The sequence below is a fragment of the Marinobacter sp. genome (genome assembly GCF_014859525.1).
In the GTDB taxonomy this organism is placed as follows: domain Bacteria; phylum Pseudomonadota; class Gammaproteobacteria; order Pseudomonadales; family Oleiphilaceae; genus Marinobacter.
In genome coordinates this window covers 1-24,358 of the sequence record NZ_JACUUB010000042.1, presented here as the reverse complement: position 1 = coordinate 24,358, position 24,358 = coordinate 1, and the positions used below count along the sequence as shown (strand labels likewise).

The 24,358-nt window shown below is 56.0% G+C and carries 21 protein-coding genes and 1 tRNA gene; 12 read left to right on the top strand and 10 right to left on the bottom strand.

Translation table 11 applies throughout. From position 1 onward, the window contains the following. Window positions 1-3: 3 nt before the first annotated feature. The 6 genes from IBX51_RS09995 to IBX51_RS09970 form a co-directional block, all read right to left on the bottom strand. Window positions 4-80 (bottom strand) — tRNA-Val (locus tag IBX51_RS09995). 53 nt (window positions 81-133) lie between these two features. Further along, window positions 134-1,084, bottom strand: a complete 951-nt coding sequence (locus IBX51_RS09990) for a DMT family transporter (RefSeq protein WP_291831070.1) — start codon at window positions 1,082-1,084, stop codon at window positions 134-136. Window positions 1,085-1,235: 151 nt separating this feature from the next. Beyond that, window positions 1,236-2,324 (bottom strand): hypothetical protein, encoded by a 1,089-nt coding sequence (locus IBX51_RS09985; protein WP_291831069.1) that lies wholly within the window; start codon window positions 2,322-2,324, stop codon window positions 1,236-1,238. Window positions 2,325-2,359: 35 nt separating this feature from the next. Beyond that, window positions 2,360-3,430 carry a hypothetical protein gene (locus IBX51_RS09980; RefSeq protein WP_291831067.1) on the bottom strand — a complete coding sequence of 357 codons (1,071 nt, stop codon included), beginning with the start codon at window positions 3,428-3,430 and terminating at the stop codon, window positions 2,360-2,362. A 141-nt stretch (window positions 3,431-3,571) separates the two neighbouring features. Beyond that, window positions 3,572-4,174: a YceI family protein gene (locus IBX51_RS09975; protein WP_291831066.1), complete on the bottom strand. Its 603-nt coding sequence runs from the start codon at window positions 4,172-4,174 to the stop codon at window positions 3,572-3,574. Further along, the gene (locus IBX51_RS09970; RefSeq protein WP_291831065.1) at window positions 4,164-4,898 is read right to left on the bottom strand and encodes a CDP-alcohol phosphatidyltransferase family protein; all 735 of its coding nucleotides are present in this window, start codon (window positions 4,896-4,898) and stop codon (window positions 4,164-4,166) included. The genes IBX51_RS09975 and IBX51_RS09970 overlap by 11 nt, the downstream gene beginning before the upstream one ends. A 181-nt stretch (window positions 4,899-5,079) precedes the next feature. Between IBX51_RS09970 and IBX51_RS09965 the strand changes: the two genes are divergently transcribed. Genes IBX51_RS09965 through IBX51_RS09950 form a run of 4 tightly spaced genes read left to right on the top strand, consistent with a single transcriptional unit; the run spans window position 5,080 to window position 9,279 of the window. Continuing rightward, the gene (locus IBX51_RS09965; protein WP_291831064.1) at window positions 5,080-5,985 is read left to right on the top strand and encodes a zinc-binding alcohol dehydrogenase; all 906 of its coding nucleotides are present in this window, start codon (window positions 5,080-5,082) and stop codon (window positions 5,983-5,985) included. 12 nt (window positions 5,986-5,997) lie between these two features. Then, the gene (locus IBX51_RS09960) at window positions 5,998-6,396 is read left to right on the top strand and encodes a 6-carboxytetrahydropterin synthase (protein ID WP_291831063.1); all 399 of its coding nucleotides are present in this window, start codon (window positions 5,998-6,000) and stop codon (window positions 6,394-6,396) included. Continuing rightward, window positions 6,383-8,317 (top strand): glycosyltransferase, encoded by a 1,935-nt coding sequence (locus tag IBX51_RS09955; protein WP_291831062.1) that lies wholly within the window; start codon window positions 6,383-6,385, stop codon window positions 8,315-8,317. The genes IBX51_RS09960 and IBX51_RS09955 overlap by 14 nt, the downstream gene beginning before the upstream one ends. Next, window positions 8,317-9,279, top strand: a complete 963-nt coding sequence (locus IBX51_RS09950; RefSeq protein ID WP_291831061.1) for a lysylphosphatidylglycerol synthase transmembrane domain-containing protein — start codon at window positions 8,317-8,319, stop codon at window positions 9,277-9,279. Before IBX51_RS09955 ends, IBX51_RS09950 begins: the two co-directional genes overlap by 1 nt. Here IBX51_RS09950 and IBX51_RS09945 read toward each other — a convergent pair. Next, window positions 9,256-10,146, bottom strand: coding sequence for a RibD family protein (locus IBX51_RS09945; protein WP_291831060.1), 891 nt, complete (start codon window positions 10,144-10,146; stop codon window positions 9,256-9,258). The two genes, IBX51_RS09950 and IBX51_RS09945, sit on opposite strands and share 24 nt — an antisense overlap. A gap of 117 nt (window positions 10,147-10,263) precedes the next feature. Between IBX51_RS09945 and IBX51_RS09940 the strand changes: the two genes are divergently transcribed. Further along, window positions 10,264-10,470 carry a hypothetical protein gene (locus tag IBX51_RS09940; protein ID WP_291831059.1) on the top strand — a complete coding sequence of 69 codons (207 nt, stop codon included), beginning with the start codon at window positions 10,264-10,266 and terminating at the stop codon, window positions 10,468-10,470. 29 nt (window positions 10,471-10,499) lie between these two features. Here IBX51_RS09940 and galU read toward each other — a convergent pair whose 3' ends face one another. After that, complete coding sequence (galU, locus tag IBX51_RS09935) at window positions 10,500-11,336, bottom strand: UTP--glucose-1-phosphate uridylyltransferase GalU (RefSeq protein ID WP_291831058.1); 837 nt, start codon at window positions 11,334-11,336, stop codon at window positions 10,500-10,502. A 367-nt stretch (window positions 11,337-11,703) separates the two neighbouring features. On the opposite strand from galU, the gene IBX51_RS09930 reads away from it, so the two are divergent. From IBX51_RS09930 to IBX51_RS09900, 7 genes are all read left to right on the top strand, one after another. Beyond that, window positions 11,704-12,879 carry a ShlB/FhaC/HecB family hemolysin secretion/activation protein gene (locus tag IBX51_RS09930; protein WP_291831057.1) on the top strand — a complete coding sequence of 392 codons (1,176 nt, stop codon included), beginning with the start codon at window positions 11,704-11,706 and terminating at the stop codon, window positions 12,877-12,879. A 105-nt stretch (window positions 12,880-12,984) separates the two neighbouring features. Further along, a complete protein-coding gene (locus IBX51_RS09925) occupies window positions 12,985-13,665 on the top strand; it encodes a GntR family transcriptional regulator (RefSeq protein WP_291831056.1) in 681 nt (226 codons plus the stop codon). 18 nt (window positions 13,666-13,683) lie between these two features. After that, the gene (gene prpB / locus IBX51_RS09920) at window positions 13,684-14,571 is read left to right on the top strand and encodes a methylisocitrate lyase (protein ID WP_291831055.1); all 888 of its coding nucleotides are present in this window, start codon (window positions 13,684-13,686) and stop codon (window positions 14,569-14,571) included. A gap of 234 nt (window positions 14,572-14,805) precedes the next feature. Then, window positions 14,806-15,939 carry a 2-methylcitrate synthase gene (gene prpC, locus IBX51_RS09915; protein ID WP_291831054.1) on the top strand — a complete coding sequence of 378 codons (1,134 nt, stop codon included), beginning with the start codon at window positions 14,806-14,808 and terminating at the stop codon, window positions 15,937-15,939. A 5-nt stretch (window positions 15,940-15,944) separates the two neighbouring features. Then, the gene (gene acnD / locus IBX51_RS09910) at window positions 15,945-18,569 is read left to right on the top strand and encodes a Fe/S-dependent 2-methylisocitrate dehydratase AcnD (protein ID WP_291831053.1); all 2,625 of its coding nucleotides are present in this window, start codon (window positions 15,945-15,947) and stop codon (window positions 18,567-18,569) included. An 86-nt stretch (window positions 18,570-18,655) separates the two neighbouring features. After that, window positions 18,656-19,834, top strand: coding sequence for a 2-methylaconitate cis-trans isomerase PrpF (prpF, locus tag IBX51_RS09905; RefSeq protein ID WP_291831052.1), 1,179 nt, complete (start codon window positions 18,656-18,658; stop codon window positions 19,832-19,834). Window positions 19,835-20,289: 455 nt separating this feature from the next. Then, window positions 20,290-21,114, top strand: coding sequence for a THxN family PEP-CTERM protein (locus tag IBX51_RS09900; protein ID WP_291831050.1), 825 nt, complete (start codon window positions 20,290-20,292; stop codon window positions 21,112-21,114). A gap of 117 nt (window positions 21,115-21,231) precedes the next feature. Here the strand turns inward: IBX51_RS09900 and IBX51_RS09895 are convergent, their stop codons facing one another. Then, complete coding sequence (locus IBX51_RS09895) at window positions 21,232-22,071, bottom strand: PEP-CTERM/exosortase system-associated acyltransferase (protein ID WP_291831049.1); 840 nt, start codon at window positions 22,069-22,071, stop codon at window positions 21,232-21,234. Between the two features lie 119 nt (window positions 22,072-22,190). After that, complete coding sequence (locus IBX51_RS09890) at window positions 22,191-23,813, bottom strand: FAD-binding oxidoreductase (RefSeq protein ID WP_291831047.1); 1,623 nt, start codon at window positions 23,811-23,813, stop codon at window positions 22,191-22,193. Window positions 23,814-24,358 lie beyond the last annotated feature (545 nt).

Genomic DNA, 24,358 nt, shown 5'->3' with positions numbered 1-24,358 from the left:
AATTGGTAGGACCACCCAGATTCGAACTGGGGACCTCTACCATGTCAAGGTAGCGCTCTAACCAACTGAGCTATGGTCCTATCTCGCAACGGGGACGAAATATACGGATTTCGGCCCCGGTGGTCAACCTCTTTCAGGCAGTTTTTCTCGCTTTCATCAAGCCTTTGATGGCGCGGGTCAGCGCGCTCCAGCGATTGACCAGAAGCGCCATAAAAATCAGGCCGCAACCGGCCAACTGCAGGGCAGACATCGTTTCGCCAAACCAGCCGGCGGCAAAGAGTGCAACCCAGACCGGCTCCAGTACCAAAATCACCACCCCGTGGCTTTGCGCTGACAAGCTCTGAGCGTAGGTCTGGAGCAGAAAGCGACCGGCGGTGCCGATTACGGCGCTGGCCAGAATCCACACAAACAGAATCGGGGGCGGATTATTGAGGGTTGGGGCCCAGGTTTCGCTGATCGCGGATTCGGCCAGGGTCACAACACCCACCGTGAGCAAAGCAAGTGCCGTGAGTGGCAGGGCCGGTACCTTTTGTTTCTCAATAACTTCACCCTGTTTGCTGGTGACTGTACGCTGATTGGCGGCTCGGGTATTGAGGGTGAAGTACAACGCAAATATAAAAGCGGCGGCGACAAAATAGAGCTGTCCCGGATCGGGTTGAAAGCCGTTTTCCAGAGACAGCAAGGCAAGGCCTGCCGCCGCAATAGGAATCGCCAGCCAGGTACTCAGGGGCTGAGCCTCACCAAACACCAGACGAGCGATGATGGGCACGATCACAATCCCCATGCTGGTCAGAAAAGCACCTTCGCCCATGCTGTCGCCATGGAACAGCCCCAGTATCCAGCAGCTCATGGCGATACCAAACACCAGGCCAACGCCGACACTTCTCTTGACCTGATCGCGATTCAGCCGGCACAGCGCGGGCAGGGCGATCAGCGCCAGTATGCCGCCTGCGATCAGAAAGCGGGCCGCCATAAACATCAGCGGAGGCATCATTAACACGGCTTCTTTTGAAAACATCCAGCTGATCGCCGCGAGCAGTGTTACCAGAACGAGAAGAAGATCGGATTTGTGGGCGTCAGACATCGGTGAACCGGCCTCAGTACAGCAAGTGATAACCAAAGGTCGATTAATCTATAGTTTGCGAACTAAAAAAGAAAGCAGCGAAAACCGAGAGGGCTACTAAAGAAAGTATCAGAAAGGGTGGCTCATCCCTGAGCCGGTCGAACAACGGTGATCAGTTGTTGAAGGTTGTGTACAGCAAGTTAGACATGCTGGTCTGGGCGGATCCTGGTACTTCGACATATTGATTGCCAGAACCCCACAGTTGCCACCAGGCTCGCTGATTGTAGGTGCGGCTGGCGAAGTTAACCTGCAGCCCGTTCAGCACGGTGTTGTTGACCACGGGCACCGAAACATTACCTGTTTGGGTGTCTTTAACGGCGCTGTGGTTGGCCCCTTCGCTCATCAGGATCGGGTAGTGGTTGTAGTAGAGGCCAGAGGGACCGCTTTGGCTCGAAACCTGACCAGCAAGGCTGAGGGTGCTTGAGCAGGAATTGATAGCATTGGCTGTGGTAGCGCCGCAGGCAGAGTGTGTAGGCACCACGCCATCATCGGTACCAGCGATGAACGGCGTGGTAACGCCGCCAAAAGAGGAGCCGCCGCCCACAAACCGCAGGCGCGGGATCGTGTTGGGCCCGGCTGACAAATTACGGGCTACGTTGGTTTGCAAATCGTTCACCACGCCCAGGTTGTCCGGTTGCGGATCAATGCCAGTGAAGAGACGGACCGCCTGTTTGACTGGCCAGTTATACCAGCTGTTGTTGTAGGCGACGCTGACCGCCAGATTAGCCAGTTCCGTGCCGCCGCCAGCGCCGGCCAGATCCATCACTGCCAAAATCTTCAGCGGTTGCAGTCCTTCTGATTGCAGCCAACGAGCCTGGTTCTCCAGCAAGTGCCGGGTCACCAGATCGCCGGTCGAGTGGGTAACTACAATACAATAGTTATCACACAAACCTTGTTGGCTGATCTGACGCACCTGCTGATACGCCTGCCGGGCAATGTCGCCCTCGACGCGTCCGTTGCTGGCCCAGTCGATGCGGGCTTCTGCTCGGTTCAGCCAATAGTCCCGCCAGTAGTCTTCACCGGCTTGTTTGACCTCCTGCATGTTAGCGGGGGCCTGGGACAGGTTTTCCATCATGAACCCGTGAACGAGTATAACGTTGTGCCCGGCCAGCTGTGCCTGCGCCGATGTGGCGAACAATCCCCCTGCCAGTGCTAGTGAAAGTGCCGTTTTGTTCAAGCTTCTCTTGTTATTGTTACTCATCGCTTGCTCCGTTGTTCTGGTTTAATCGTTGTCTATCAGAACTTGTCAGCCAGCCGCCGTAACAGCGCCGCCCGTTGCTCTGATTCTGGGTTCACCGCCGGCTCATCACGGAGTCTGTCGAGGTTCGGCGGTGAAAATTCATAGCCCTCATCGGGGCCGAAGGCATAGTGGGTTCGATCGCCGGGGCGGGCGGGCATCTGTCGGATCTGTAAATGCCGCAGTTGCAGTTGGCCTTCGATGTCGCGGTTGGCCAGCACGCTGCCATGAGCGCGCAGCTGGAGGGTGCCCCGGCCTCCGCTGAGGGATTCCTCGGCGCTCAGTTGCGCCAAAGCTCGCTGGCCGTTGTATAGCTGCGCGGTTAAGGCGTAATAGCCGGCGCTTTCGGGGTCAAATTTGACGGGGATGATCAGATCATTGCCCGAAACATAAGGTGATTCAATGCCGTTGAAGTCACCGAGGTCTGGCTCGATAAACAGCGATGACACATGCCGAACCGGGCGGCCATCTACCCGGGCTTCAACAATCAAACGGTATTCGCCAGGGGCGTGATCAGAACTCAGGCTACCCTGGTAATAACCGGTATCTTCTGTGGCATTAAGCTCTGCCGAATCTGCCCGGTCCTGCTCGGGAGTGGATTCGAGAGCTGCCGATAAAGACTCACCGAACACCTGACGACCACTGAGCGAAGCCACCACCAGAATTGGCTCGCCTCGGGTAAACCGGAACTTGTCCAGGGAGACCAAAAAGCGACCGTCTCCTTCCAGTGGCAGTTCAACGGGATGGTAAAGGTTGCCCTGGTAAGCTCGCGCCTGGGCGTCGGAAAGAGGCACAGAGTAGTCCGGGTAATGGATGGTTTGCTGATACTCGTCAGCTACACTTGCGAGCATGAACCCGAGCGCATTGTCAGAAGGGTCTGAGGTTTGTGGCTCGTCGCCCGCCCCTGATGGGTTTTGGCCCCCGGCCATGCGCTCAGGCGGTTGCGGGTCGGACTGGCCCGCAGGCACGAGCCAACCAAACTGGCCGTCATTCTCAGCGGACAAAAACCAGGCGGTGCCTGATATCCCGGCCGCCAGTACTGCAGTTGCCAGCAGTGCCTTATAAGGCATTCTGTATCACCCTGTTATTGTTGTTCGTTAATTCGTGTGCAAAAAGGTAACCATAGTCGGATATTGTCAAAACCGGCAAAAAAATTGTCTGACAATGCACCATTTTTCCTTGAAACTGAGATACCTGTCACATTATGAGGCTCAGCGCTGGCCAGATTTCTGAATGGCTTCAAACCCGAAGCGCAAGCTGACTTCGTCACCGACCATGTTCTGATCCAGACCGTAGGTCATGCCCCACTCGCTGCGTTTGATGACGGCAGAGGCACTGATGCCCAGTGTGTATTTTTCATGCCCGAAGGGGTAGACATCGGCCTTGTTGAGCGTCACGTTGACGTCCACAGGATGAGTTTGTCCAAGCAGGCTCAGGTCGCCGGTGACAACGCCGGTATTGTCGCCGGTTCGTTCAAAACCGGTAACGTCGAAGGTGATGTCTTTATGGCGACGGGCATGCAGGAAGTCACGATTTCTGACATGGTCATCCCGCCTCTTGTGATTGGTGAACACGCTGTTCGCCTTGAACACCAATTGGCCGGATGACAGTTCGCCGGTGTCTTCGTCATAAACGAATTCCCCTTCCACTTCGCGGAAGATACCCATCACCGGCGCATAGCCAACGTGCATCACCTCAAAGCTCATTGAAAAGTGTTCGTCGTCAACTTCAAATACTGTGGGTTCGGCCAGCAGCGCCGGTGAGGCACTGAACATAAGCGCAGCGGCTGTGGTTTTGATGAGATCAGTTTTCATAATGAAGTCTCCTTGCAAAAAGCCAGCGAACATCCAGGTAGAATGACCAGGCCAAAAGCAGTAGCGCAATGGCGAGGGTAAGGCTGACAAAGCCAGTGGGGGTAGGGGGCGTAACGGCCACCAATAAAGTGACCACTTGCCACACGCACACGGTCTTGCGCCGGAAGCTTTCAGGCAAAGGCCGATCAAGCCATGTGAAGTAATAACTGGCTGCCAAAAACAGATACCGCATTAGCCCGAGCAACAGCACCCAGGCGCCAGACTTACCGAGTGCCAGAACAGCAAGGCACAGGCCGAAAATGAACAGTGCGTCCAATTCCATATCAAAACGGGCGCCGAAACCGCTGTGGCTGTTGGTGGCCCGGGCGACCTTGCCATCGACGCCGTCTAGGATCAGCGCCAGCAGGCTGGCTATTGAGAAGAACCACAGCGCAAGGCCGTCAGCGTGCGACAAAAACGGGGCCCAGGCGACCAGGGGAATGACTACAACCGAGCGGAGCAGGGTGGTGCGGTTGGCCCAGCCAAAAGATTGTTTGGCTGGCCAGTGAGCCAGTATAAAACTGCCCTGAATCACGAACACCGATACCGCAGCCAGAAAAAAAACACTCGGCAGGTTGAACAAATAATGCAGAGCCAATAGTGCGCACATCAGCAATGCTGACGACCAGGCAAGCTCCTTGACCGTCGCAGGCATCTGGTTTGAAGCAGGTCGAATCGAATCCATATCCTGTTGCTGCCGTATTGCCTTTCTGTTGCGTGTGTTAAGCACCCGTTGTGTGACTATAGTTTGTGGATTGTATTTTTGCTTACGGAGCCAATCAGCGAATGGACTGTTTATGACCCTATCAGCTAACCGGGCATTTTGGGTGACTGGCCCCGGCCGATGCGAACTCAGGCCTGTAGACATGTGTGACTGGAAGGATGAACCGACCGTTACCGTGCGCTCTGTATATTCCGGTATCAGCCGTGGCACAGAATCACTGATCTATCATAACCGGGTGCCGCCGGGTGAGTATCAACGCATGCGTGCGCCCTGGCAGGAAGGGGATTTTCCTTACCCGGTAAAGTACGGTTATGCCAACGTTGGCGAAGTGACTGATGGCCCCGCCCACCTGCAGGGCCGCCGTGTATTTTGCCTGTATCCCCATCAGCAGCATTACCGCGTGCCCGTGGCGGCGGTAACGGTCCTGCCCGACCAGGTGCCGCCGGAGCGTGCCATTCTCGCGGCCAACATGGAAACAGCCATCAACGGGCTTTGGGATGCTCAGCCTGCGATCGGCGACCGCGTCGCCGTGGTTGGCTTGGGCGTGGTCGGGCTTTTGGTGGGCTGGCTGGTTCGCCAGATCCCCGGCGTTGAATTGCTGGCGGTGGATACCAATCCGGCGCGGCAAGCCGTTGCCCAATCGTTGGGGCTGCCGTTTTCCAGCGAGGCGAGTGCCGAAGGATGTGATTTGGTGATTCATGCCTCTGGCCACAGCCGTGGCCTTGAATCTGCCCTGAAAATGGCAGGACAGGAAGCGCGCATTATTGAGCTCAGCTGGTACGGTGATTCGCCGGTGAGCGTGCCGTTAGGGCACGCCTTTCATCCCAATCGCCTTGAGTTGAAATCAAGTCAGGTGGGGCATATACCCCCGTCACGACAGCCCCGCTGGAATTACCAGCGGCGACTGGCGCTGGCGTTGTCAATGTTGCGTGCGCCAGAGCTTGATCTGCTCATCAGTGGTGAATGCCGGTTTGAACAACTTCCGGCTCTTGCAGACAGCCTGTTTTCACCGGAGGCAGACGCACTTTGCCACCGAATCATTTATTGAAAAGGAAAACCTATGTTCAGCCTGACCGTTCGTGACCATATGATGATTGCCCACAGCTTCAACGGCGAGCTTTTTGGCCCGGCCCAGGGGCTCCATGGAGCCACCTATGTGGTAGACGTGACGTTTGAACGCCAAGTTCTGGATGACAATGATCTGATTGTCGATATCGGCCTGGCATCTGAGGTCCTTAAAGCCGTACTCGGCGAATTCAATATGAAGAATCTGGACGACCTTCCTGAATTCAAAGGTCGCAACACCACCACCGAGTTCATGGCCAAGGCGGTCTTCGATCGCATGGCGGCGGCGATTCGTGATGGCCGTTTGGGTGAGGATGGCAAAGGTATTGTCAGCCTGAAAGTCACCCTGGGCGAGTCGCATCTGGCGTGGGCCAGCTATCATGCAGGCATCTGAACTCTGGTTTGTGGTGCCCGGTAATCCGGAGCAGAACACGGGTGGTTACCGTTACGTCCAGCGTTTGGTACAAGCGCTCAGGGGCAATCGAATTAACGCCAGGATTAAAGGTTTACCGGGGCGCTTCCCGCGGCCAGATTCGGTGGCCGAAAGGTCTATGCAGGATTTTCTCGCGTCGTTGCCAGTGGGAGCCCGGGTTATCCTTGACGGCCTTGCAATGGGGGCCATGCCAGCGGTGCTGGAGCAGCATACTGAACGGCTACAAATGATGGCATTGGTGCACCACCCGTTGGCAGATGAGACCGGGTTAGATGCGGGTGAGCAAGACTGGTTAAAGCGCATGGAAACGCGAGCCCTGGCTCAGGTGGGCCAGGTTTTCACCACCAGTGAGTATACGGCCGCACGGGTCCAGCAAGCCTATGGCGTGGCGGCTTCTCGCATTGTGACTGCAAAACCCGCCGTCGATGATGAGTATGTCTCGATAGTCCGAGCCGAGCCGTCGGCAGGGGAGCGCGAGCAGCCACGGTTGCTGTGCGTTGGCCACCTGTCTGCCCGAAAAGCGCAACACCAGCTCGTTGAGGCGTTGTCGACGCTGAAAGACCTGCCCTGGCAGTGTGTGTTGGTGGGTGCCAAGGACCGTGATCCGGAGTATGCCGAAAAGGTGAGCCGGGCAATTTCTGGCAACGGTCTGGCGGATCGTATTCAGTTGCTGGGTGAGGTGGATGCGCCCCGCATAGCGGCAGCCTATGCGAATGCCGATCTGTTTGTGTTCCCGTCGCTTTACGAAGGTTATGGCATGGTCATCGACGAGGCACTGGCCGCAGGGTTGCCTGTTCTGTCTTCCGATGGCGGTGCTCTGGCCCTTACCACGCAAAAGCTCGGCGCTTGCACTTACCCGGCTGGTGACGTGTCTGAGCTGGCCAGGCGGCTTCGTTCTCTTATTGTTAACCGTGAAGAATTACAGGCTTTGATGGCGAAAGCCTGTCATTCCCGAAACAGCATTCGCGCATGGCCTGATACTGCTCGAGATTTTATGCAAGGTTTGGTACCGCAAAATCAGGAAGACCCGGCTCGGTTTTCCCGGCAATGGCTGGAAACCCGGGAACCCTCAGATCACGCAGCCAGAAACAACGCATTAACCGACAGGTTGGCCCAGTGGCTGATGCGTCGATACAGCGAGGCGTCAGAGGGCGGAGCACCCAAAGCACCTCTGAAATTGATTGATGTTGGCAGTGGTCTTGGGTCCAATCCCGCGTACTTGATTCCGCGCTTGCCGGTACCGCAGCAGTGGATACTGGTGGAGCCAGATCAGAGCCTTTTGCCGGTCGCCTCGGCGCGGGTTGAGGCGTTGGATGCCCCGGTTGAACCACAGAGTGTCGAGTTGACGGTAAGCAATATCGACGAGCTCTTGCCGGCGCATGTGGATCTGATCACCGCCTCTGCGCTGATCGATCTGGTCTCTGAGCCCTGGCTAAAGGCATTCGCCTCCGCTATTGCCCGTCGCCGTTCAGCCTTGCTGGTGGTACTGAGCTACAGCGGCAACTTTGAGTTGATGCCCCCGCACCCTTTGGATGACCAAGTAAAGGCGCTGGTTAACCGGCATCAACACGGCGACAAAGGCAGTGGCAGTGCATTGGGCCCAGAGGCAACCGGTGTGCTTGAACACTACTTGCGTGCAGAAGGCTATCGGGTTGAGGTGGCTGGCAGTCCGTGGCGCTTGGGGGGTAGCGTGGGTGATGCCAGCTTGATCGACATGCTGATGGTTGGCTGGGTACAGGCGGCCTGCGAGCAAGATCCAACATCCGCGCAGGGGATAAGCGGTTGGCTCGAGGATCGGCGAGCCCAACTGGATGGTCGGGAGCTTAGGGTTGTTGTAGATCATCTGGATTTGTTGGCATTGCCCGGAGCAGAGCATCGTTGATGATCCAACAGCGTGCCAGGCCAAAACTATTGCTGCGATGGCTGGCGACGTTGGTCATTCTTGGGCTGGTGTTTGCTTTTATTGACGGCTCTGCGCTGGTGTCTCGATTGGCCTCGGTGCCGTTGCCCTTTGTTATCCTGGCGCTGTGCATTTCGGTTGTGCAGGTGATGCTATCGGCCTGGCGCTGGCGATACACTGCGGCCCGGTTGGGCGTTGGGATTCCCATGAGCTTTGCGGTTCGGGAATACTACCTGGCCAGTTTTTTGAATCAGGTGTTACCGGGTGGCGTGATGGGGGATGTGAATCGTGCCTGGCGGCATAGCAAACTTCATACAGCGAGTACCTCGGAGCGCTCAGAGAATCTGGCTGCGATCCATGCGGTAGCGCTGGAAAGGTTGTCTGGCCAGATCGTGCTTGTGCCTGTGGTGTTGCTGGTGATGGCAGCACTTTGGTTGGGCGGGCAATTTTCCGCTCAGGGTCTGCAAGCCCAGGTTTCACTGAGCCCAATGTATTGGCTGCTTGCCCCCATACTGCTGGGTAGCGTTGGCTGGCTATTGTTTGTCAGCGGCAAGGTCTCTGCCTTGGTGCGCTATGCTCGTCGATTGGGAGGCGATCTTTATCGGGCCTTTGCCGGTTGGCAGGCCGGCATTGTGCAGCTGACCACGTCGCTGGCCGTGCTGGTGACCTATTTGCTGGTGTTTGTTCTGATCACCACCGGCATGGGTTTGGCGACCGATTTCGCAAGCCTGGCCCTGGTTGCGGGGTTATGCCTGGCACTGCTGCTGGCAATGGTTCTGCCTGTTACGGTATCGGGTTGGGGGGTTCGTGAAGGCGCCGCTGCACTGCTTTGGCCCGCGGCCGGGCTGCCGGCAGAGCAGGGCGTCGCCATCAGTGTCGGCTATGGCACCCTGATATTTCTGGGCAGCCTGCCCGGTGCATTAATGCTGCTCCGGAAGTCCTGAGGCCTGTGTCGGTTTATCGAACGCCAGATCAAACAGCATGTCGCTGCCCAGATTGATCAATTGCGCTTGGGGCCGAAGCGCCTCATCCAGTTGGTCAATCTCGGGCAAAGAAAAAGCCGGGCGGCCGCTGCCGATGATCATCGGGGCAACCATTACGTGTAGTCGGTCCAACAAACCGGCCTTCAGGAAAGACGACACGGTTACACCACCGCCTTCAATAAAAATCTTATGCAAGCCGGCATCCTGTAACACTTGCAGAATAAGCTCTGGCTGCACCGGGTTTGGATTGTCGGCATCGCCAAGGCAGGCAATGGTGGTCACCAATCCGTTTTGTTCGGGCTTTCGGTCGGGATCATAGTCGCCGGCAACCAGGTGCAGGGTAGGTGCCTGGCCGTCCGTAAACAGGTGGTGGCTGGAAGGTACGCGGCGTTTGCGGTCGATCACCACCCGCACCGGATTGTTACCGCTGACCCGGCGTACGGTCAGGCGCGGGTTGTCCGTCACCGCTGTTCCCGCACCTACCACCACTGCATCGCTCAGTGCGCGAATCCGGTGCAAATGAGTAATGCCGTCATCGCCGTTGATAAAGCGCGAGCAGCCCGTCACTGTGGCAATTCGACCATCCAGGCTCTGGCCAAGTTGACCGATAACATTGCTGCCGGATGCGTTCCGGACCGGTTGGCACAGGGGCAGGAAAAGCAAAAGCATATCCCTGGCCTCATCGGTGGCCGGGTTCATCAGTTCCCAACTCTTACCGTTGAGCCGGAGTGACGGTTGATCGCTGCCAGGTACCGTTAGGGTCACATTGCTGCGATTGATCGCGCTGAGGATAAGCTTCCAGGCGTTGTCTGCGTCCAGGGTGGCCATAGCATTCCTGCTCGTGGATTTTACACTTTTAGTATAGGCAGATTGTGTGCAAAGCTATATGTACGATACATTCCCGAATTGATTCACTTTTCCAGCTGACTTTTTAGGGACACGGTTATGGAAGAGGAAGAGTTTGATTCCAGTCAGTTGGAACTGCCAGGGCTCGCGTTCACTAGCAGCGAAGACCTGACGGTGGCCCTGAACCAGCTTGAGCAGGAAATTAACCGGATTCAGTTGTCGGATGAAGAACGCGAGTTATTGCGCCGTTTCCGCAAAGCCTCGGAAGATAGCCGGCGCATGGTGTTGCAGCTTCTGGGTTGTTAACAGCGGGGCCGGGCAGCCCCGCCGACGCATTATTTGCCTTTTTTGTAGATATTCTCGTAAACGTAGTTAGTGGCCTCTACAAAACCATCGATGCTACCGCAATCAAAACGCTGACCTTTGAACTGGTAAGCCAGTACACAGCCGTTCTTGGCTTGCTCCAGCAGCGCATCTGTAATCTGTACCTCACCGTTTTTGCCGGGAGGTGTGCGTTCGATGATGTCGAAAATGTCGGGCGTCAGGATGTAGCGACCGATGATGGCCAGGTTGCTGGGCGCATCTTCCGGCGCCGGCTTCTCGACCATATCGGTTATCCGGTACAGCCCGTCTTTCATGGATTCGCCGGCAATCACCCCGTATTTATGGGTCTCATCCTGAGGCACCTCTTCAATCGCGACAATGGAGCAGCGGAACTGCTTATAAAGCTTGACCATCTGCGCAAGCACACCGTCTTCACCGTCTGGCCCCACACAAAAGTCATCGGCCAACACCACCGCAAAGGGATTGTCGCCAACCAGGTTGCGGCCGGTCAGGATGGCGTGGCCCAGGCCCTTCATTTCATTTTGACGAGTAAACGCAAAGCTGTTGTGATCAATCAGATCGCGAATGGAGTTCAGCAACCCTTCTTTGCCTGATCCTGCAATCTGGTGCTCCAACTCATAGCTGATGTCGAAGTGATCTTCGATCGCACGTTTGCCACGGCCGGTCACAAAGCCGAATTCGTGAATGCCCGCCTCGGCCGCTTCCTCCACGCCATACTGAACCAGTGGCTTGTTAACAATCGGCAGAATTTCTTTCGGCATCGCCTTGGTGGCGGGCAGAAAACGTGTACCGTAGCCGGCAACGGGGAAGAGGCATTTTTTGATCATAACGCTTGTCCTTATGTTCGCATGGGTCGCGGCCTGTTCCAGGCCAGTCATCCCTGAGGGCTGACTCACGAAGTGTGCCAAGTGTAACCAAGTTGTTGGTCTAAATGGAGGGCTTGGTGCCGAAATGTAGCGATTGGTAAAAAAGCCAACGTTGTCACTTTCGATATGGGTCTTTGATTTGTATAGAAAAAGCATTCAGAGTGTATCGTAACACTCTGTATATTAGGAATAAATTCTTTGTTATCTTGTGAAACAACCGCTGGATTTGTTTCCTGAGGTGCAATACATTCATTACTGATCAGCAATCCACTTACAAAACCGGTTTTCGAACACCCGAAGCCGGCATTACGTGTTAGGACCCTGACTCTTGAGGCGACACCCCTTTGTTGCACTGTTTTTGTGCGTTGCAAGCCCGCTCGTATGCGCCGCAGAAGAGGGTGCATGGCTCCGTAGCGGCTGGCAGCCTTATGCTGGCGGTCTTGTCGGCAGCGGGGATGCCTATAAAGAAGAGCGCGATCACTGGCTGAGATCACGACTGAAGTTTTCTGGCAAGACGGCGCGCACCAGCGATGGCATTGATGGCACTGTTGGCGTGGCCACCGACAGGCTGCTTGGCCAGAAAGACACCATCGGTTTGGATTACCGAAATAACCAGTCTTACCAGACCGATACCCGTTCCAGTCAGATGTCTTTACGCTATGGTTTTCCTGCTGGCGCCAACAAGGTGAATATCGAGGCGGGAAAGTCTCGATACAGTCGTGCGGTGAGTAACGGTTCCGGCCGGGTTGAAGCCAGTGGCGAAGCTCGGGATTTGAATCTAACGGCAAGTCGCCCTCTGTTCTCTCGATTTGGCATGTCGTTTGATGGTGTTGCCCGGCACCGGGGCCGAGACAGTGCCTCGTTCAAAGACGATAGCCTGATCTCTGAATCCCGTCACCAGGTATCATCGTTTGGACTGGACGCCAAAGGTGGGCACGAGCTGATGTTCGGCTTTGTTGCCAATACGCACATTCAGGCGCTAAGCGGCCGAGAATATCGTTCAACAGACTATTCCATGCAGGAGGGCATCTCTGACGAGCGGGATTTCTACAAGGTGGCAGTGTCGGGCTCCATTGAGCAGGCTGTGTTCCAGTGGAATTGGCGAGTTAACGGGCGCTACCAGTTTTCTGATGAAGATCTGCCATCATCGGAGTATTTGACGGTTGCCGGCTCGTCGATGATGGCCGGTTTTAACGGCCAGTCGGTTGCGGCGTTCAAAGGTGGCTGGCTCAGGGTGGGGACGGACAGCCCGCCATGGTCTACGCCCTTTACTCAAAATGTGCTGTCGAGCATCAACCTCTCCGTCTTGCAAGGCTGGGTTCCGGACTCTGGCGCTCAGGCGCATCGTCATGGTAAAGCCAGTGCTGGCCAGGTTGCGCTGAAGATGCAGGGCCGGGCGTTTACCGCCAACGTAAGCGTGGGCCGGATGATCAGCAACTCTAATGCGGCCCTCACCATGCCGGACTATCCAGACTTGCGGTTCTCTTTATCAATGGACATCTGATCAATTGTTGTCGACAACTGTTCAGTCTTTAGTCTATGGATTGTTGACAATAACCTCTAGCAAGCGTAGATTTCGGATCAATGACGCAACTATTGTTGACAAAGCATGTCCGAAACCGCCATTCAAACCTACACTCGTGCCGATGAAGCCTTCGATTGTCTGCAAACAGCAATCGTAAAAGGTGATCTGGCGCCGGGCGAAAAGATCGGTGAAGTGGAGCTCTGCTCTCGCTTTAATCTCACTCGTGGACCTCTCAGAGAAGCCCTTGGCCGCCTCGAATCCCGCGGACTGCTCGTACGTCGGCCCCATGCCGGTGTAAAGGTTGTCTCTGTGAGCGCGGATGAGCTGATCGAGCTTTATCGTATCCGAGAGGTGATGGAAGGGCTGGCGGCCAGGCAAGCCGCCGAACGGATGACCGATGAGGAAATCCGAGACCTGCTGGCAACGCTCGACACCCACGAAAAAATGATCGAAGAAGCCCAAGGCCAGGCCTACTACCAGGCAGAAGGCGACTACGACTTTCATCATCGCATTGCCACCGGCAGCCGCAACACCAAACTGGCCCAAATGCTGTTGGGTGATCTTTACTACATGGTACGCATGTACCGTTACCGGTTAAGCACCTCTGCCGGGCGCCCGCACATGGCGCTGGGCGAACACCGCCGTATCGTCGAAGCCATTGCCCAGCGCGATGGTGAGCTCGCCGAATTTCTTATGAAAAGACACATCAATGCTGCACGCCAGAATATCGAACAAAAGATACAGGAAGGCGTGTTAACAATCTGATCAGAGAGGTAATGTTCCATGGCTAACAAACTTTCCCCCGGAGCCCGTTTCCGCAAGGCCCTGAAAGAGAATCATCCCCTGCAAATCGTTGGTACGATTAACGCCTACACCGCGATGATGGCTGAGCGGGTAGGGCACCAGGCCATTTATCTGTCTGGTGGTGGTGTTGCGAACGCATCCTACGGCTTGCCAGACCTGGGCATGACCAGCATGAACGACGTGGTAGAAGATGTACGCCGCATAACCGCCGCTACGGACGTACCGCTGCTGGTTGATATTGACACCGGTTGGGGCGGGGCATTCAACATTGGCCGTACCATTCGTGAAATGGAACGTGCCGGCGCGGCTGCCGTGCACATCGAAGACCAGATCGCCCAGAAGCGTTGCGGCCATCGTCCGAACAAAGAGATCGTTTCCAAAGAGGAAATGGTAGATCGCATCAAGGCTGCAGTTGATGCCCGTGAAGACGATGACTTTTTCATCATGGCCCGCACCGATGCCTTCCAGAAAGAAGGCCTGGACGCCGCCATCGACCGTGCTAAAGCCTGCATCGAAGCCGGCGCCGATGCCATCTTTGCCGAAGCCGTACACGAATTGTCTGACTACAAAGCCTTCGCCGAAGCCATCGATGCCCCCATCCTGGCCAACATCACCGAATTTGGTGCCACACCTCTGTACAACCGATCAGAACTCGCCGAAGCCGGCGCTGCCATGGTTCTGTACCCCCTGAGCGCCTTCCGCGCCATGAACAAAGCCGCGCTGGCAGTGTACGAGAACATACTCGAAAAAGGCGACCAGAAAGACGTAGTAGACCTCATGCAAACCCGCATGGAACTCTACGACTTCCTGAACTACCACGACTTCGAACAGAAACTCGACAAGCTGTTTGTTGAAAAGAAAGACTAACGGGATGTTGGAGTCTGGCTAAGGGGTCTGACCCCACCCCAAGCCCAAAAAGAACGCCATCGGCTCGAGATAGTGCACGGACGGGCAAAAGGGGGTCAGACCCCATACGGGGTCAGACCCTTGAACTACCGCTATCTGCTCGAGATCGTGCATCGACGGGCAAAAGAGGGTCAGACCCCATGCGGGGTCAGACCCCAGTTAACACCAAAAAACAGAACATCATGGGAGACCAACATGGCTGAAGCAAAACAACTAGGCGGAGCAGGCCTGCGCGGCCAGGTAGCGGGTGAAACAGCCCTTTGTACCGTCGGCAAAACCGGCGCTGGCCTGACTTACCGCGGCTACGACGTGACTGATCTGGCAGCCAACGCCCAGTTCGAGGAAGTGGCCTACCTGCTGCTGCGCGGCAAGCTGCCCAACCAGCAGGAGCTGGACGCCTATAAGGCCAAACTGAAAAGTCTGCGCACCCTGCCGGACGCTCTGAAACTGGTGCTGGAACAGATCCCGAGCAACGCCCATCCGATGGACGTAATGCGCACCGGCTGCTCCATGTTGGGTAACCTGGAAACCGAAAACGATTTCAGCGAGCAGGACGACAAGATCGACCGCATGCTGGCCACCTTCCCGGCCATCATTACTTATTGGTACCGCTTCGCCCACGACGGCGTGCGCATCGACACCGCCAACAGCGAAAGCGACTCCATCGGTGGTCTGTTCCTGGAGCTGCTGCACGGCAAGAAGCCGAGTGAACTGCACGAGCGGGTGATGAACGTATCGCTGATTCTGTACGCCGAGCACGAGTTCAACGCCTCCACCTTCACCGCTCGCGTCTGTGCCTCCACGCTGTCGGACATCCACAGCTGCGTCACCGGTGCTATCGGCTCCCTGCGGGGCCCGCTGCACGGCGGTGCTAACGAAGCAGCCATGGAGCTGATCCAGCGCTTCCAGAGCCCGGAAGAAGCCGAAGCCGGCCTGATGGGGATGCTCGAGCGCAAAGAAAAAATCATGGGCTTCGGACACGCCATCTACAAAGACTCCGACCCACGCAACGGCATCATCAAACAGTGGTCTGAAAAGCTCGCAAAAGAAGTGGGCGACACCGTGCTGTACCCGGTCTCCGTGCGCTGCGAAGACGTTATGTGGCGGGAAAAGAAACTGTTCTGCAACGCCGATTTCTTCCACGCGTCGGCTTATCACTTCATGGGCATCCCCACCGAACTGTTTACCCCCATCTTCGTGATGTCCCGGGTATCCGGCTGGACCGCCCACGTGAAAGAGCAACGCGCCAACAACCGAATCATCCGCCCCAGCGCGGACTACACTGGTCCAGAGCACCAGGAATGGTTGCCGATTGAGAAGCGGAGCTGATTATCATGAACACCCAATACAGAAAACCCCTGCCAGGCACCGACCTGGAATACTACGACACCCGCCAGGCGATCGAAGACATCCAGCCTGGCGCGTATGCCAAACTCCCGTACACCTCCAAAATCCTGGCCGAACAACTGGTTCGTCGCTGCGACGCTGAATCCCTGACCGATTCCCTCAAGCAGCTGATCGAACGCAAAAGCGACCTGGATTTTCCCTGGTACCCGGCGCGGGTGGTCTGCCACGACATTCTCGGCCAAACCGCACTGGTAGATCTGGCCGGCCTGCGTGACGCCATTGCAGAGAAGGGCGGTGACCCCTCCAAGGTCAACCCGGTGGTTCAAACCCAGCTGATTGTCGACCACTCTCTGTCGGTCGAATCCGCCGGTTTTGATCCAGACGCCTTCGAGAAGAACCGCGCCATTGAAGATCGCCGTAACGAAGACCGGTTCCACTTCATCAACTGGACTCGCACCGCGTTCCATAACGTTGATGTGATCCCGGCTGGCAACGGCATCATGCACCAGATCAACCTGGAGAAGATGTCTCCGGTGATCCAGAACCGTCCGGACGAAGATGGCCACCAGATTGCCTACCCGGACACCTGCGTCGGCACCGACAGCCATACCCCGCACATTGACGCCCTGGGTGTTATCGCCGTCGGCGTGGGCGGCCTGGAAGCCGAAACCGTCATGCTTGGCCAGCCATCCATGATGCGGCTGCCGGATATCGTGGGCGTCCGGCTCACCGGCAAGCGTCAGCCGGGCATCACTGCCACCGATATAGTGCTGGCGATTACCGAATTCCTGCGTCAGGAGAAGGTAGTGGGTGCCTATCTGGAATTCTTTGGTGAGGGTGCAGACAGCCTGACGATCGGTGACCGTGCCACCATTTCCAACATGACGCCGGAGTACGGTGCTACGGCAGCGATGTTCTACATCGACAAACAGACCACCGATTACCTGACGCTCACCGGCCGTGAGCCGGAGCAGGTAGATCTGGTTGAGACATACGCTAAAGAAACCGGTTTATGGGCGAGTGAAATGACCGAAGCCCAGTACGGCCGTGTGCTGGAATTTGACCTGTCAACCGTGGTCCGTAACGTGGCTGGCCCGTCCAACCCGCATCGTCGCGTGGCTACATCTGATCTGCACGATCGCGGCATTGCCGTAAACCTGGACAAAGCACTGGAAGAAGAAAAGAAAGGCCTGATGCCCGATGGCGCGGTGATCATCGCTGCGATTACCTCTTGCACCAACACCTCCAACCCCCGCAACGTGGTCGCGGCAGGTCTGGTCGCGAAAAAGGCCAACGAGCTGGGCCTGGTGCGCAAGCCCTGGGTAAAGTCTTCCTTCGCGCCGGGCTCCAAAGTCGCCCGCCTGTACCTGGAAGAAGCCGGCCTGCTGCCTGAAATGGAAAAGCTGGGCTTCGGCATCGTAGCTTACGCCTGCACCACCTGTAACGGCATGTCCGGTGCGCTGGACCCGAAAATCCAGAAAGAAATCATTGATCGCGACCTGTACTCAACGGCCGTGCTCTCCGGCAACCGAAACTTCGACGGCCGGATTCACCCTTACGCCAAGCAAGCGTTCCTGGCGTCACCGCCGCTGGTTGTGGCTTACGCCATTGCAGGCACCGTGCGCTTTGATATCGAAAGAGACGCGCTGGGTTATGACAAAGACGGCAAGCCGGTCACCTTGAAAGACCTGTGGCCGTCTGACGAAGAAATCGATCGCATCGTGGGTGAGTTCGTCAAGCCGGAGCAGTTCAAGCAAGTGTACATTCCGATGTTCAACCTGGATGCCGCCGAACAGGCGAAGAGCCCGTTGTACGAGTGGCGCCCGCAGTCTACCTACATCCGTCGCCCGCCGTATTGGGAAGGTGCCCTGGCCGCAGAGCGCACCATGACCGGCATGCGCCCGCTGGCGGTGCTGGGTGACAACATCACCACCGACCACCTGTCGCCGTCCAACGCCATCATGATGGACTCCGCCGCCGGTGAGTATCTGCATAAAATGGGCGTGCCGGAGGAAGACTTTAACTCCTACGCCACCCACCGTGGCGATCACCTGACCGCTCAGCGCGCCACCTTTGCTAACCCGAAACTGCTCAACGAAATGGTTCGGGACGACAACGGTGACGTGAAGCAGGGCTCATTGGCGAGACTTGAGCCGGAAGGCAAGGTTACCCGCATGTGGGAAGCCATCGAAACCTACATGGAACGCAAACAGCCGCTGATCATCGTGGCTGGCGCGGACTATGGTCAGGGCTCCTCCCGAGACTGGGCCGCCAAAGGCGTGCGCCTGGCCGGCGTTGAAGCCATCGTGGCTGAAGGTTTTGAGCGCATCCACCGCACCAACCTGGTCGGTATGGGCGTATTGCCGCTGCAGTTTCGCGAAGGCGACACTCGCTTTACCTATAACATCGACGGCACCGAAACCTTTGATGTGAAAGGCGACATCGCTCCGGGTGCCGAGCTGACGCTGGTGATCCACCGCAAAAACGGCGAGTCCATCGACGTCCCCGTCAAATGCCGCCTGGACACCTTCTCAGAACTGAACATCTACACCGCCGGTGGCGTGCTCCAACGCTTCGCCCAGGACTTCCTGGAAGCCGAAGGCGCAGCGTAACCCAGACGGCCCCGCAAGGGGTCTGACCCCGAACGGGGTCAGACCCCCACCTTCTCAACCGGCCCATCTCCAAGCGAGGCGTACCGATGATCCACCCCCCACAAATCAAAGTCCCCGCCACCTACATGCGTGGCGGCACCAGCAAAGGCGCGTTCTTCCGCCTGCAAGACCTGCCAGAATCCTGCCAGGTCCCCGGCCAGGCCCGGGACAAACTCCTGCTGCGTGTGATCGGCAGCCCAGACCCCTATGAGAAACAGATCGACGGTCTCGGTAACGCCACCTCCAGCACCAGCAAAACCGTCATCCTGGCCGCGCCCACGCAGCCCGACCACGACGTCGATTACCTGTTTGGCCAGGTCGCCATCGACAAACCCTTCGTAGATTGGAGCGGCAACTGCGGCAACCTCACCGCCGCCGTAGGCGCCTTTGCCATTAACGGCGGTTTCGTCGCCAAAGACCGCATCCCGGAAAACGGCACCTGCGTGGTCCGCATCTGGCAGGCCAACATCCAGAAAACCATCGTTGCCCACGTACCCATCACCAACGGTGAAGTGCAGGAAACCGGTGATTTTGAACTGGATGGCGTGACATTTCCGGCTGCCGAAGTAAAAGTAGAATTCATGGACCCAGCCGACGGCGAAGGTGCCATGTTCCCAACCGGTAACCTGGTGGATGATCTGGATGTGCCAGGCGTAGGCACCTTAAAGGCCACCATGATCAACGCTGGCATACCCACCATCTTCATCAACGCGGAAGACATCGGCTACCGGGGCACCGAGCTGCAGAACGATATCAACAGCGACCCCAAAGCCTTGGCCATGTTCGAAAACATCCGCGCGCACGGTGCCGTGAAAATGGGCCTTATCCAGGATCTGAGCGAAGCCGCCAGTCGCCAACACACCCCGAAGGTGGCCTTCGTAGCCAAACCGGCGGATTACCTGTCATCCAGCGGCAAGCAGATCAACGCAGCCGACATCGATGTACTGGTACGCGCACTGTCTATGGGCAAGCTACACCATGCCATGATGGGCACCGCCGCCGTCGCCATTGCCACGGCATCGGCCATTCCGGGCACCTTGGTGAACCTTGCCGCGGGTGGCGGAGACCGCACGGAAGTCACCTTCGGCCATCCGTCTGGCACTCTGCAGGTGGGCGCAGAGGCAAAAGAGGTCAACGGTCAGTGGACCGCCACTAAAGCCATCATGAGCCGCAGTGCGCGGATTATTATGGAAGGTTGGGTGAGGGTGCCCGGGGGCTGTTTCTAACGCTACGCAATTACCAGCAGGGGTGTCGAAGGGCTTTGCATTGTCCTGAGATATTCCCTGCGTCCTCAGTGTTGTCTATGTCAAAGGCAGCCCCAATTATCAGGGACTGTCAGCATCATTAACGAACTCGAACTCGATTTACTGTCCTTCATTCAGTTAATAAACGCCTTTTAACTCCAAAATAAGCATCACAGTGGAAAACTAAACCTATTTTTTATTACCGCAGGATTCGTATACATCACAAAGCATTACATGACGCACAAGGCAGCGTATTAGTACGATATTAATGTCGGAAATGCTTACACCTGACTTTTCACCGCCTGAAATATCTTATAACAGTGGTCTGAAATACATGGCTTTTAAATAGGTGGTATGAATTATGCTGACTACTATACACCGCTGACGTATGTACTTGGATCCAAGATGCCAGCGTTCACAATCAAGGAGAGATAATCATGAACACTGCATTTAAAAGAACGCTTCTATCAACTCTTGTGTTGCCGTTTGCACTGGGTGTGCAATCAGCCAGCGCGGCAATGATCAATGACTGGGGCTATACGGTTAACAGCACGTTCTCTGATTGGACGGAAAGTGCCGGAAGCGGCGCTGTTACAGCTTCTGACGGAGATCGTGTACTGACATGGGGTGTTCCTACCTCACAGCACCCTAACCAATCGTCTGTGTCAATCACTGATGTGTCCGCAACTAGCGGCCTGATCACCAATGGCGGGTCCGTAGACGGTGGAATATTTACCCATACCAACAACGTTATCAGTGCCAATGCTGCTGCGCTACTCAGCTTCGATCTGAACTCGATGTTGACGTTGACACCATTTGATCCAGCGGGTGCCTCTCTGGCTCCGGAAACTCGCACCTTTAATGCGCGTTTCAAAGAAACACCGAATAATAACAACTGTGTCGAAGCTTCAGTCACCAATTGTGATGACATTTTCACACTTGGCAACATTGAGGAGCTAGGCGCTATACCCACTGCCATGGGTTTTGAGTTTGCTTCACCTTCGTTTATCCTCGACGGCTATCGCTACACAGTGTTCCTTGAGCTGACTGGACTGGCTGCACTTGGGGATGACGCCTGTACAACAGCAGGTGCAGCACTAGGATGCGTTGGTCTCCTGACGGAAGAGAACGCTGTTAACAACTTTGACACCAGGTTCCGCATTACCGCTGCCAAAGTACCAGAGCCAGGCACTCTGGCACTGCTGGGCCTTGGCCTTGCAGGGCTTGGCCTGTCACGCAGAAAGTCAGCAGCAAAAGCATAATGTCTGAACAGACATAATGTTTGGATGCCAGTAACAAAAAAGCCCCCGCCAGGAAGCGGGGGTTTTTCTGGCTCTGAAATTACCTGGGTTCGAAAGCACGAACGGAATTCAAACTCTTCAGGCGACTTCTCTTTCCTTCATCGCGCATTCAGTGCCTGGTTTCGCGGGCAAGTAACGGCCTGCATCCGTTATGAGCGACCACACATCCGGGCGACGCCTCTTTATGCCTTCAATCAGCGACGCAGCTTCGGTGAACGCGGGGCGACGGCGCCCATGGTACTCCAGAACCGGCCCCACATGATCAAACTCGACACCAAAGCGCTTTAGCAAGCGCAGCTGGGCTGGCGCCATAACCGCCATCCAATGGGTAATGCCATGCCCCACCGACATCTGTAGGATGGCCGAGAAAAGCCCCAGGCTGATATAAGGCATGGCACGTTTGCCGTTTTCAGCATCGCTATAGCAGACCAGATCGCTGACGCCAGAGGCCGAATCGCCTTCATTGAGACGGCGCCGAAACTCGCGGCTAACGGCCATTCTGGATATTTCAGCAACCTGCTCGCGAGGTGTGCGGGCAAATGCGTCTTGAGCACGCTGGTGCATCCGGTGGATACAGTGATCTTCCATTGGAAAGTTGGCCTGCTCCGGGTAATCACCCGCCATAACGAGACGAACGGCGGCGACACTGTCTCTCGATATGCGGTGCCGAATCAGTGCGTGGGCGGATCGGGGGTCGTATTCATCGTGCTCGCGTTTATCAGCGAAGCAATCCGGGTCTTCGAACGTTCGGTCGATGCAATACACCTGGTACCGGACTTCAAAAACCTCGGTAATGGTCTCCGGAGACATGGCCAGCTCGACATTGAAAACCGAGTTGAAAATGGTGCTGACGTCTTCGGGGATCGCTTCGCTCATTTCGTGTTCTATGTTGTCCTGAAGTGCAAACCCTGTGTTCATTTGTGAGGCCCTCATTATTCCCGTTCAGGAAGCTGTTGTGGCGATAGTCGCAGTGAGAAAAAAGCGCCGCTCTGAATCCATTTGACGGCGTACTACGGGTGTATCGAGGTTACAGCTCGTTAGACCTCGGAACGCTCGATCCTGGGCACGTAACGTCCGGGCGCCAGGATATAATTTGGATCGACCGCTGCTTTCAGTTGGCTGGCAAGGCGAGTGAAAGCACAGCCACTGGTGTTCAGAATGCCCATTGCGTCGACGTTCAGACGGTAAGGCAGAAACCCTTCTTTCTGACCTGCCTCGCACAGTGCGCGGTAGCAGTCGTTGGCCCGCGCTGTGGCATGTGCGTCTGTGCGATCGAAGAGGAGGGGCACGGTTGAGTCGAAGCAACGGTCGTTTATCGTCGTCAATGTAATCAGTGGGTTGACGCCGTATTGCGGGCAAATTCGTTCAATCATCGTGATATAGCGGCGAACATCTGTTCCCCGAATGGGAACCAGGGGCGCGAACCAGATGAGTCCACAGCCATCTCGTGCGGGGTTTTTGGGTTGGCCAGCCGCCGGCAGGGTTCCTGAGCGCCAATAGGCCAGCGCCAACGCCACATCGTTTGGAGTGCCATGCATGATGTCCAGCGCGCCGGAGAGCGTATCCGCCATGCCCATAATCTTCGTGGCGAGCCTGCTGGGCAGAACTCGCGCCACCGTTCGGGCTGCATTGATTCTTCGCCGATTGATAAAAACGAGGCGGTCGGTTACCGGGCCGAGAAGCCGTCGCAGCGTGCGCCGGGCTGCGCCAGCGACTTCCTTTGAGGCATAGATCGCGCCGACCCCGCTCCAGGCTGGAATGCCATGACTGTTGGCAAGGCGTTCAATTTCGTGCGCGGGTAGAACACCGTTAACGGCCTTATCTTCTGGGAAAGGCGCCATCATCGAGAGCATGCGTTGGCTGTTGAGCAGGTTAATCGCCACAACTGAGCCACCGAGTGCCCGTAACACGGCCCTGACCACAGGCACCAGCGCTTCCAGACTGGCGTCGTCTTTTGTGGAGAAGAAAAACGCCGTCACGGTCTCTGGAACCGGTGCCAGCGCTATGGTTATCCTCACCACAACGCCAAAATTCCCCTGGCTGAACAGCCCGTCGAGATAGGGGCCGACCCCCCATTTGAAAAGCCCGTCTACCTCCTTGCCGCCAAGTTCGCTGAGCGGGGTCCGGTAAACGGAGCCGTCTGGCAGAATGGCTTCTATCTTGGTCACTGCCGCAAAATGGTCAGTGATCGGTGTAATGCCGTAACCGCGTTCCAGCGCGTTACCAAGAATACTGCAGCTGGGCCCGGCGCCAGTCACCGGAACGAGGTAATTGCCTTCGTGGCTATCAAGGAAGGCTCTTAAGGCACCCTGGGTTACGCCTGGTTCCACCGTAACAACACCCAATTCGGCGTCAAAGTCTGTGATACGATCAAGCCGGCTCAGGTCGAGGATAACGCAGCCATCTTCAACCGGGTTGGCGCTCCCGTAGCCCCAGTTATTACCCGTACTCACGGGATACACTGAGACCTTCCATCGTTGTGCAATCTCCAGTATCGCGGCGATTTCATCTTTGTTTTCCGGGCGGAGTACCGCAGGGATTGAGCGTTGGGTTCCTATTGTGGAGGCACCAAAATCTTCTGAATTAGCGGCAATGACTTTCGAGTCACCCAGGATAGTGACCCACTCGGCAATTGCAGACTCTATACAAGTGCTGTTCAATGATGATTCCAGGGTCATTGCTGACGTATATAATTGCGTGATTGATGTTCGCTGACAGACAGTTCATTAATAGCGAAAAGAGTATAAGGGAGACCAGGCGGGGAAGACTACGTTGTAGCATTACGGCTTTGAGAATTGTTAATAATAAAGATTTGAATGACAAACAAACAGTTGAAGCAGATTTGGTGAACTGTAGTTAAAATTATTCATTAAAATTAATTCAAAATTTTCTGTTATCGGTTATCAGCAAAATTAATAAATTTTGTCTAAATAGAAGATCTATTTTTAAGTTATTGAAATATCAAAGTTTGACGTTTTTATATTTTATCTGGTGTAAGTAATATCGACATATATATAAAAGCGATAGCAATGCTTTTTGTCTGTGCATGGTTAATTGCACGGACCTGAGGAGGGCAGTTCGATGTCTGCAACATTCGACCTCAACGAACGCCCCGATGACGACGACCTCATTCAGACCATCGCTGACTACATATCGGGCTACCAGATCAAGAGCAAAGAAGCCTGGGATATCGGCGGAGTGGGGC

Coding starts and splice junctions, on each gene's coding strand:
- IBX51_RS09990 (WP_291831070.1), bottom strand. CDS start 1,084: ATGTCTGACGCCCACAAATCCGATCTTCTTCTCGTTCTGGTAACACTG.
- IBX51_RS09985 (WP_291831069.1), bottom strand. CDS start 2,324: ATGAGTAACAATAACAAGAGAAGCTTGAACAAAACGGCACTTTCACTA.
- IBX51_RS09980 (WP_291831067.1), bottom strand. CDS start 3,430: ATGCCTTATAAGGCACTGCTGGCAACTGCAGTACTGGCGGCCGGGATA.
- IBX51_RS09975 (WP_291831066.1), bottom strand. CDS start 4,174: ATGAAAACTGATCTCATCAAAACCACAGCCGCTGCGCTTATGTTCAGT.
- IBX51_RS09970 (WP_291831065.1), bottom strand. CDS start 4,898: ATGGATTCGATTCGACCTGCTTCAAACCAGATGCCTGCGACGGTCAAG.
- IBX51_RS09965 (WP_291831064.1), top strand. CDS start 5,080: ATGTGTGACTGGAAGGATGAACCGACCGTTACCGTGCGCTCTGTATAT.
- IBX51_RS09960 (WP_291831063.1), top strand. CDS start 5,998: ATGTTCAGCCTGACCGTTCGTGACCATATGATGATTGCCCACAGCTTC.
- IBX51_RS09955 (WP_291831062.1), top strand. CDS start 6,383: ATGCAGGCATCTGAACTCTGGTTTGTGGTGCCCGGTAATCCGGAGCAG.
- IBX51_RS09950 (WP_291831061.1), top strand. CDS start 8,317: ATGATCCAACAGCGTGCCAGGCCAAAACTATTGCTGCGATGGCTGGCG.
- IBX51_RS09945 (WP_291831060.1), bottom strand. CDS start 10,146: ATGGCCACCCTGGACGCAGACAACGCCTGGAAGCTTATCCTCAGCGCG.
- IBX51_RS09940 (WP_291831059.1), top strand. CDS start 10,264: ATGGAAGAGGAAGAGTTTGATTCCAGTCAGTTGGAACTGCCAGGGCTC.
- galU (WP_291831058.1), bottom strand. CDS start 11,336: ATGATCAAAAAATGCCTCTTCCCCGTTGCCGGCTACGGTACACGTTTT.
- IBX51_RS09925 (WP_291831056.1), top strand. CDS start 12,985: ATGTCCGAAACCGCCATTCAAACCTACACTCGTGCCGATGAAGCCTTC.
- prpB (WP_291831055.1), top strand. CDS start 13,684: ATGGCTAACAAACTTTCCCCCGGAGCCCGTTTCCGCAAGGCCCTGAAA.
- prpC (WP_291831054.1), top strand. CDS start 14,806: ATGGCTGAAGCAAAACAACTAGGCGGAGCAGGCCTGCGCGGCCAGGTA.
- acnD (WP_291831053.1), top strand. CDS start 15,945: ATGAACACCCAATACAGAAAACCCCTGCCAGGCACCGACCTGGAATAC.
- prpF (WP_291831052.1), top strand. CDS start 18,656: ATGATCCACCCCCCACAAATCAAAGTCCCCGCCACCTACATGCGTGGC.
- IBX51_RS09900 (WP_291831050.1), top strand. CDS start 20,290: ATGAACACTGCATTTAAAAGAACGCTTCTATCAACTCTTGTGTTGCCG.
- IBX51_RS09895 (WP_291831049.1), bottom strand. CDS start 22,071: ATGAACACAGGGTTTGCACTTCAGGACAACATAGAACACGAAATGAGC.